The following is a 6,814-nucleotide window of genomic DNA, read 5'->3' as shown; positions in this document are numbered from 1 at the left end:
CGCCATCGTCACGGGAGAAGCATAGCCGGGCGCGCCAAACAGTTTGACCAGATCCGCCCAGTCCTTGACGGCAAAAATCCTGTCCAGATAAGGGCGCGCCGGCGCCAGCCCGGCTTTGTCTATAGCCGCGGTGTCCATGAAGGATTTGTACGCCGCAGCCACTCGCGCCGGGTCCGAACCCGGCGCGGGATCGCTGGCCGGCAGTCCTTCCAGAATGGTATGGAGGCGCTGCTCGGACAGATCGTTCAAATCCATGAAGGCGCCGGCGCGGGTACGGTCGGCGGGCAGCTCTATCGTGTTGTTCCACTTGCCGTTGATATAAGCGTCAAAGTCATCACCCGGCTTCACGCTGGGATCCATCCACTGCGTTTGAACACCGAAGGCGCCCCAATCGGTGGTGGGCGCCTGCGCGGGGGCAGCGGTGGCGGGAACGGCGGAAAACGAGAGGACTACGGCGGGAACGCTTGCCGATGTGGCAAGGATACCCCTGAGTAAATTGCGCATGTTCTACCTCGGGAACGACGGGAACCGGACCTGAATGGCCCGTTCATGATTGCGCAACATAATTACCTGTTCGCGCAACACCAGCCCGTAAATGTCGTTAGCCGAGCGGCATCAGGCGTTCGTCGAACTGCAACGACGCCAACCGCGCGTAAAGCCCTCCAGCACCCGAAAGGCTTTCGTGCGTGCCCTGCTCCACGATGCGGCCTCCGTCCATGACCACGATCCGATCGGCCTTGCGCACGGTGGCAAGGCGATGCGCAATCACCAGGGTGGTACGATTCGCCATCAGCTTTTCAAGAGCATCCTGGACAAGCCGTTCGCTTTCGGCGTCCAGCGCGCTGGTGGCCTCATCCAGCAGCAGGATCGGCGCATCGCGCAGCAGGGCGCGAGCGATGGCGATGCGTTGGCGCTGCCCCCCCGATAACCGCGCGCCATCCTCACCCAGGAAAGTGTCGAGCCCTTGCGGCAATTCTCGCAGGAAAGCTTCGGCATTGGCGGCGCGCGCGGCCTCCCAGACCGCGGCGTCATCGGCCTGCCAGTTGCCGTAACGCAAGTTGTCACGCGCGGATGCCGCGAACAACACCCCCTCTTGCGGAACCAGCGCGATACGCTGGCGGATCTCGGCAGGATCGGCCGAGGTCAACGGAACGCCGTCGACCTTGATAACGCCGCTTTGCGGATCGTAAAAGCGCTCCGCAAGCTGGAACAGGGTCGATTTGCCGGCGCCTGAGGGGCCGACGATCGCCACGGTCTCACCGGGCTCGACCGTCAGGCTGAAATCGTGAAGCGCCGCCACTTCAGGGCGCGCGGGATAGCGGAAAGTGACGCGTTCGAACGCCAGCTTGCCGCGCGCAGGAGAGGGCAGCGCCTGCGGTCGCTCCGGCGCCGAGACCAGCGGGCGCTCGCCCAGCAGCTCGGCCAGCCGGCTCGCCGCGCCGGCGCCGCGCACCAAGTCGCCATACACTTCGGTCAGCGAACCGAAGGCGCCCGCGACGATTCCCGCGGTGACCACGAAAGCGGCAATAGTGCCGCCGGTAATGCGACCTTCGGCAACCGCGATGGCGCCACGCCACATGATCGCGGTGATGGAGCCGAAGATCAGGAACATGATGACGGCGGTCATGATCGCACGGATGCGGATGCGGCGCCTGGCGGTGGCGAAAGTACGCTCCACCGCGCCGGAAAAGCGCTCCAGCTCGCGACGTTCCTGATTGAACGCCTGCACGATCCTGAGACCGCCGAGCACTTCTGCGGTAAGCGCACCGATGTCCGCGACCCGGTCCTGACTGGAACGCGAGATGGCGCGCAGGCGGCGGCCGAAGGTGGCGATCGGAAGAATCACCACCGGAATTGCAACGATCAGTCCCGCGGTCAGCGCCGGCGCCAAGGCGAAGAGGTAGATCACCCCGCCCACCGCCATGATGGCGTTACGCAGCGCGACGGAAATCGTGGTGCCGACCACCGTTTCGATGATCGCGGTGTCCGCAGTCATGCGCGAGGCGATTTCCTTGGGGCTGTTTTCCTCGAAGAATCCGGGGGCGAGCGTCAGCAGGTGATGCTGCACCCGCAACCGGATGTTGGCGACCACGCGCTCCCCCAGCCATGAAACGGAATAGAAGCGAACCGCGGTGGCCACGGCAAGGACGATCACCACCCCGAGCAACATCAGGAACCATGACCGGATTGCCGAAGGATCCGCCCCCTTCGCAAAGCCCTGGTCAACGATCTGCCGGAAGCCGTAAGGGATCGCGAGCGTCGAGGTTGCCGTGATGACGAGCGCCAGACCCGCTGCGACCATCCGCCCCGGATAATGAAACAGCTCCTGCCAGACCATGCCCAAGGGGCTCAGGCTCCTGCGGCGCGAAGGGTCGGTTTTGCTCGGGGGCCGCGTGGCCGTGCCGTTGTTGGCGTCCATGGCGGCGCCCTTACAACCTCCCGGCGATCAGGAAAAGGCTGCGCCGCCCCTTCAGCGCCGAATCGGCGATGATCGATTAAAATGGGCTGACAATTCGGAAATGCCGCATTGCACAACCTGCTGTAAGGGTCCAAATCGGGTTATAAGATATTGCGGCCGGTGACCCGGCAGGAGATCGATCTTGCTTTACAATGCATACGAAGTGCAGCGCACCATGCTGAGCAGTGCTGCGGCCTGGGCTTCGGTCGGCGCGGAGATGCTGACGAATCCGGCCCTGCCGATGAGCTATTTCGGCTTCGGACCGATTCTGGGCTCTGCGCTGGAGGTTTTTGCCCACGCAGCCATGTCGCGCGGCAAACCTACATTCGATATCGAACAGATCGAAATCGGCGGCAAAGCTTACGGTGTGACCGAATCGATCGTGCTTCACCGTCCGTTCGGCAACCTCCTGCGCTTCGATCATGCCGGCCTGCCCGCCGACGCGCCCCGGCTGCTGATCGTCGCGCCGATGAGCGGCCACTTTGCCACCCTATTGCGCGGCACGGTGGCGCGCATGCTTGAATCGTGCGTCGTCTACATTACCGACTGGGCCGACGCGAAGATGGTGCCCGTGAATGCGGGCCGTTTCGACCTGGACGATTATATCGATTACGTGATCGATTTCCTGCGGCACATCGGCCCTGGCACGCATATGCTCGCGGTATGCCAGCCCTCGGTCCCGGCATTTGCCGCCGCCGCGGTAATGGGCCAGCGTGAAGACCCGTGCCGCCCTGTAACACTTACGATGATGGGCGGCCCGATCGATACGCGGGAAGCGCCGACCAGCGTGAATGACGTCGCCATGAACCAACCGCTCTCGTGGTTCGAAAACAACGTCATCACCCCCGTACCACTGACTTATCCGGGCGCGGGGCGCAAGGTCTATCCAGGCTTTCTGCAACTGGCGGGCTTCATGGCGATGAACCTCGGCAATCACATGATGAGCCATTACGCCATGTTCAAGCATCTGGTCGAAGGCGATGGTGAAAGCGCCGCCGCGACCAAGGGATTTTATGACGAATATCGCTCTGTGTGCGACCTCACCGCCGAGTTCTACCTGCAAACGGTCGAGCATGTGTTCCAGCGCCATTCGCTGCCCAAGGGAGAGTTCGTCCATCGCGGCGAGGTGATCGACCTTGGTGGTATCCGCGATACCGCCCTGCTCGCGGTGGAAGGCGAAAAAGACGATATTTCCGGCATCGGCCAGACCAAGGCGGCCCTGCACCTCGCGCATAACCTGCCGGAAGAGCGCAAGAAGTATTACCTGGCTGAGGGTGTTGGGCATTACGGCATCTTCAACGGCAGCAAATGGCGCAAGCGCATTGCCCCGGTGCTGGAGGCGTGGATGCATCAACACAGCAAGAAGACGCTGAAGATCGTCGCCTGAACAAAGGCGACGATCCGACGTTTGCCTGAGCCGCAGCGCGACTGCGGGTTGGCATCACCCACCTGGTTGTGTTATTTATGCAACCATGGATCGGGTGCTGGGACGAAGAACGATTCTCAAGGGTGGGCTGGCCGCCGGCATAGGGTTGACTTTGCCGGGGCGTGCCTTTGCCGATGATGCCGGCGCCCCCGCTACCGCGACTGCTTCGTCACTGACGCCTTACGAACGTCGCATCCTGGATGCCGCCGCGCTTCAAGCGCAGCGGGTCGGGTCGCGCGTGTGGCGAACCGATCTTGTCGGCGTGGCCGATTTCGCACAGCCTTCTTGGAAACCGCGCTTGTACTTCGCCAATCTGGAAGCGGGCACGGTACGTTCGTTCCTGCTGGCGCATGGCCGCGGTTCGGACCCGGCGCATAGCGGCTGGCTCCAAAGCTTCTCCAATGTGCCGGGCTCGGAAGCAACCTCGCGCGGGGCATTCCTTACCTGCGAATGGTATCAGGGCAAATATGGCACCTCGATCCGGCTGAAGGGCCTGGATGACGATAATTCGATGGCGCTCGAACGCGCGATCGTCATGCATCCGGCCTGGTATGTCGATCAGACGATGATTGACAAATGGGGCAAGCTCGGCCGCAGCGAAGGCTGCTTCGCCATGAGCAGCATGGATTTCAGCCAAGCGCTCTGGCACTTATCCGGCGGCCGCCTGCTTTTCGCCGATCGCATTGGCGAAAGCTGAACTGGCCTCCTTCCGCAAATCGATCACCCTTGCGTTAGACAGTATAGCGCGCCGATGATACGGCGGCCTGATGGAGATCGACGGCGGAATCAGGAATGCGGACTGGCCCGTCTTCGGCTGGGTCGACGATATCCGCGCAAATCTCGCCCGATCCCTGGAACAGGGGCAGCCGGTCGCCCTGGCCACGCTTTACAAGGTTAAGGGCAGCGCCCCGCGCGGGCCGGGCGCGCAAATGCTGTTCACGGTCGAGCCTGACGGAAAGATTGCGGCCAGCGGTTACTTCTCCGGTGATTGCATCGAAGGCGACGTCGCGGGCCATGCAGCGAAGGTTCTGACCGATGGCCAGCCGCGCCGGCTGCATTACGGCATGGGCGGCCCCTGGATCGACATCCGCCTGCGCTGCGGCGGGGCCTTGTACGTGCTGGTGGAGCGCGTCATGCCGGGCGAGCCGGCGGCCATCGAAATGCTCCACCACGCGGAGCGGCGGCGCCCCTGCACCTGGAGCAGCGATGGCATGGAACGCCACGTCAGCGAACAGGTGGGCCAGCTGCTGGACGTGACGGAAGAGCCCTTTCGCATCGCCCGACGACACGATCCGCCCCGCCGGCTGATCGTGTCGGGCAGCGATCCCGGCGCCCTGGCCGCCGCTCACCTGAGCGCGCTTGCTCGCTTCGAAACCATCCTGATATGTCCTAACGGGCCGCGCGAGCCGCCGCCTTTCCCGGTTTCCCGATACTTGCGCGAAACGCCGGCAACGGCACTGGAAAAACTGGGCGTCGATCGCTGGACCGCCTATCTCGGCGCCACGCACGAGGATGAACACGATCTTGGCGGATGCCTGGCTGCGCTGCATGGCGGCGCGGGTTATGTTGGGATGATCGGGGCGATGGCTCGTGCCGACGGGCGCAAAGCGGCGCTCACGGCGCTGGGCGCCAGTCCGCAAGACCTGGATCGGCTTCGCCTTTCGCCGGGGATCGCCGGACTGGGCAAATCGCCCTGGGAAGTGGCGACCGGGATCATCGCGGAGATCATGCAGGCCCTCAACCCGGCGCACGAGCGGGTATGAATCTCGCCGCCATAGTGCTGGCGGCCGGTCAGGCCCGACGCTTCGGCAGTGACAAGTTGAGCGCCCTGCTGGACGGAGAGCCGCTGCTGTTCCACGCGATCCGCGCAGCGCGCGCGGCGCCGGTCAGTCGCGTGATCGTGGTGGCTCGGCCTGGCCTGGAGACGGGCGAATGGCAAGGCAACCCGCAAGTCCAAGTAATTCGCCTGGCCAGCCCGGCGCTGTCGGCTTCGCTCAAGGCCGGCATCGCCGCCGTCGGCGATGCGGACGGCGCCTTCATCTTCCTGGGCGACATGCCCGCAGTGCCGCACGCAGAGGCCGCCCGCCTCGCTGCGTTACTCGGCACTGCCTTCGCCGCGCTTCCCACCCATGGCGATCGCCCCGGCCAGCCGGTCCTGCTGTCGGCACGGGCCTTCCCGGAGATCGAACGTCTTACCGGTGACGAAGGGGCGGGGCGACTCCTGCGGTCACGCAAGGACGTGGTATTCGATGATTGCGCAGACCCCGCCATCCATTTCGACGTGGACCGCCCCGAAGACCTTCGAGCGCTGCAGAATCCCAATAAGCTTTAAGCCTGCCCGGTTTCCGTCGACAGCAGGGCGGGATCGATCCCCTCAGCGCGCCAAGCGGCCATCCAACGCGCTTCCACCGGAGTATCGAACAGGATCTCCCGATGCCCTTCGGCAGCGTACCAGCCGTGATGGCGCATCTCTCCCTCAAGCTGTCCCGGACCCCATCCGGCATAACCCAGGGCCATCAGCCAATGAGTCGGCCCGCGTCCTTCGGCAATCGCACGCAATACGTCGCGCGACGTGGAAAGCCCGCAGAGTGGCTGAACCTCGATGGTGTCCACGCCGCCCCAGTCGGTAGAATGAAGGACGAAACCGCGGCCCGGTTCAACCGGCCCACCGTGCATCACCGCACAATCAGGCGCGACGCCGGGATCGATGTCGAGTTCCTCCAATATCTCGTGAAAGCGCACGCCGTCCCGAACGTGTCCTATGCCTATGCCGAGGGCGCCCTGCTCATCGTGCACGCACATCACATTGACCGAGCGGGCGAAACGTTCATCGAACATGCCCGGCATGGCCAGCAGGATTCGTCCCGATAGATACTGTTCGACAGTCACCCTTGCGAATGTACGCGTTTGAAGCGCGACGGCAAGGCATT

General features: G+C 63.9%; 6 protein-coding genes and 1 pseudogene. 4 read left to right on the top strand and 3 right to left on the bottom strand.

The window, feature by feature from the left end:
- Window positions 1-504, bottom strand: a pseudogene (locus V7D69_RS14780) (M13 family metallopeptidase N-terminal domain-containing protein); the annotation flags it as partial.
- 97 nt (window positions 505-601) lie between these two features.
- Complete coding sequence (locus tag V7D69_RS14775; RefSeq protein WP_324064266.1) at window positions 602-2,419, bottom strand: ABC transporter transmembrane domain-containing protein; 1,818 nt, start codon at window positions 2,417-2,419, stop codon at window positions 602-604.
- A 181-nt stretch (window positions 2,420-2,600) separates the two neighbouring features.
- On the opposite strand from V7D69_RS14775, the gene V7D69_RS14770 reads away from it, so the two are divergent.
- The 4 genes from V7D69_RS14770 to V7D69_RS14755 all read left to right on the top strand — a co-directional run bounded on the left by V7D69_RS14770 (window position 2,601) and on the right by V7D69_RS14755 (window position 6,216).
- Window positions 2,601-3,845, top strand: coding sequence for a polyhydroxyalkanoate depolymerase (locus tag V7D69_RS14770; protein WP_333606177.1), 1,245 nt, complete (start codon window positions 2,601-2,603; stop codon window positions 3,843-3,845).
- A 94-nt stretch (window positions 3,846-3,939) separates the two neighbouring features.
- On the top strand, window positions 3,940-4,581 hold the full coding sequence (locus V7D69_RS14765) for a murein L,D-transpeptidase catalytic domain-containing protein (RefSeq protein ID WP_414691011.1): 642 nt from the start codon (window positions 3,940-3,942) through the stop codon (window positions 4,579-4,581).
- Between the two features lie 70 nt (window positions 4,582-4,651).
- Window positions 4,652-5,647, top strand: coding sequence for an XdhC family protein (locus tag V7D69_RS14760; RefSeq protein ID WP_324064263.1), 996 nt, complete (start codon window positions 4,652-4,654; stop codon window positions 5,645-5,647).
- A complete protein-coding gene (locus tag V7D69_RS14755; RefSeq protein ID WP_324064262.1) occupies window positions 5,644-6,216 on the top strand; it encodes a nucleotidyltransferase family protein in 573 nt (190 codons plus the stop codon). The genes V7D69_RS14760 and V7D69_RS14755 overlap by 4 nt, the downstream gene beginning before the upstream one ends.
- Here V7D69_RS14755 and V7D69_RS14750 read toward each other — a convergent pair.
- Window positions 6,213-6,731 (bottom strand): YqgE/AlgH family protein, encoded by a 519-nt coding sequence (locus tag V7D69_RS14750; protein WP_414691012.1) that lies wholly within the window; start codon window positions 6,729-6,731, stop codon window positions 6,213-6,215. The genes V7D69_RS14755 and V7D69_RS14750 overlap by 4 nt on opposite strands.
- Between the last annotated feature and the right edge of the window lie 83 nt (window positions 6,732-6,814).

The organism is Novosphingobium sp. (assembly GCF_036733805.1).
GTDB lineage: Bacteria > Pseudomonadota > Alphaproteobacteria > Sphingomonadales > Sphingomonadaceae > Novosphingobium.
The sequence above is the reverse complement of the archived record's forward strand: the minus strand, read 5'-3'. Positions and strand labels throughout refer to the sequence as shown.

What these genes read in the sequence shown, in the direction of transcription:
- V7D69_RS14775 (WP_324064266.1), bottom strand. Translation starts at nt 2,419, where the DNA reads ATGGACGCCAACAACGGCACGGCCACGCGGCCCCCGAGCAAAACCGAC.
- V7D69_RS14760 (WP_324064263.1), top strand. Translation starts at nt 4,652, where the DNA reads ATGGAGATCGACGGCGGAATCAGGAATGCGGACTGGCCCGTCTTCGGC.
- V7D69_RS14755 (WP_324064262.1), top strand. Translation starts at nt 5,644, where the DNA reads ATGAATCTCGCCGCCATAGTGCTGGCGGCCGGTCAGGCCCGACGCTTC.
- V7D69_RS14750 (WP_414691012.1), bottom strand. Translation starts at nt 6,731, where the DNA reads ATGCCGGGCATGTTCGATGAACGTTTCGCCCGCTCGGTCAATGTGATG.